Source organism: Sulfuricurvum sp., assembly GCF_049587615.1.
Classification (GTDB): domain Bacteria; phylum Campylobacterota; class Campylobacteria; order Campylobacterales; family Sulfurimonadaceae; genus Sulfuricurvum.
On the sequence record NZ_JBAVEF010000008.1, the window covers coordinates 1 to 1,648 of the forward strand.

1 protein-coding gene and 1 pseudogene are annotated in these 1,648 nt (G+C 68.9%); both read right to left on the reverse strand.

The window, feature by feature from the left end; translation table 11 throughout:
* Positions 1-1,187, reverse strand: a 1,187-nt coding sequence (locus tag WB308_RS00390) for a transglutaminase family protein (RefSeq protein ID WP_424187865.1), incomplete at its 3' end; no start/stop codon positions are given.
* Positions 1,188-1,203: 16 nt separating this feature from the next.
* Positions 1,204-1,648, reverse strand: a pseudogene (locus WB308_RS00395) (proteasome-type protease); the annotation flags it as partial.

Consider the following 1,648-nt stretch of genomic DNA (forward strand, 5'->3'; position numbering starts at 1 on the left):
GCCCAGCGCGGCAGCGGCTCGCCCGGGTACCACTTGCCCTGCCCGTCGTGGAGCAGCGCGCCGGGGGCGAACCTCGACGCAAGGCGGCGGTGCAGCGTCTGCGCGAGCGCGCGCTTCGCAGGCGAGAGCGCCGCGGTGTTCCATTCCGGCCCGTCCATGTCGTCCACCGACACGAACGTGGGCTCCCCGCCCTGCGTGAGGCGAACGTCGTGCGCGTCGAGCTCCCGGTCGACGGCCTCGCCGAGCGCGTCGATCGCCCGCCACTGCGCTTCCGAATAGGGCTTCGTGACCCGCGGATCCTCGTGGATGCGGGTGACGTGCATGTCGACCGAGAACTCGGTCTCGCAGACGTCGGTGAACCCGATCACCGGCGCCGCATTGCCGGGATCGGCCGAGCACGCGAGCGGCAGGTGTCCTTCGCCCGCGAGGAGTCCGGAGGTCGGGTCGAAGCCGATCCAGCCCGCGCCCGGGATGTAGGCTTCCGCCCAGGCGTGGAGGTCCGTGAAGTCGTGATCCGTGCCGGCGGGACCGTCGAGCGGCTTCACGTCCGCGACGAGCTGGATCAGGTACCCCGACGCGAAACGCGCCGCGATGCCGAGGTGGCGCAGGATCTGCACCAGCAGCCAGGCACTGTCGCGGCACGAGCCGCACGCAAGCGCCAGCGTCTCCTCGGGCGTCTGCACGCCCGGCTCCATCCTCACGAGATAGCGGGTTTCCCGCTGCAGCTGCTGGTTCAGGCGCACGAGCAGCAGCACCGTGTTCTCGCCGGGCGTGATCGTCGCCCGGAACGCGTCGAGCCAGCGGGCAAGCCGCGGCCCCGGCGACGCCTGCTCGAGAAACGGGATCAGTTCCTTGGCCAGTGCCGGTGCATAGGTGAACGGGTACTTCTCGGCGTAGGGCTCGACGAAGAAGTCGAAGGGATTGATGACGGTGAGGTCCGCCGTGAGGTCGACCAGCACCTCGAGCTTCTCGGCCGGCTCGGTGAACACCAGCCGGGCGAGCCAGTTGCCGTAGGGATCCTGCTGCCAGTTGAGGAAGTGGCAGGACGGCTCGACGTTGAACGAATAGCCCAGCACCGGCGTGCGGCAGTGCGGGGCCGGTCGCAGCCGGATCTCGTGCGGAGAGAGGCCTACCCGCCGGTCGAAGCGATAGGTGGTGCGGTGGTGGAGCGCGACCCGTATCGCCATGGCGGGCTGCCCCGGGTCACGCCCACTGCGGGTCGGGCAGCTGCCCGAACACGCGCCGCAGCCCTTCCCCCCACTGCGTGTGCACCATCTGGAAGTACGGGTCGTCCTCGTCGACGCACCGCACGAACTTGATCCGCAGCGCGTCGTGCTCGTACACGCACAGGTCGATCGGCAGCCCGACCGAGATGTTCGAGCGCATCGTCGAGTCGAAGGACACCATCGTGCACTTGACGGCGTCGGTGAGCGTCGTGCGGCGATTGACGACGCGGTCGATGATCGGCTTGCCGTACTTGGTCTCGCCGATCTGGAAGTAGCAGGTCTCGGCGGTGGCCTCGATGAAGTTGCCCTCGTTGTAGACGTGGAAGAGCCGCGGCGGCTCGCCGCGGATCTGCCCGCCGACGATGAAGCTCGCCGAGGAGTCGATGTTGTTCTGCATCAGGTAGGCGCCGTCGCGGCTCTTC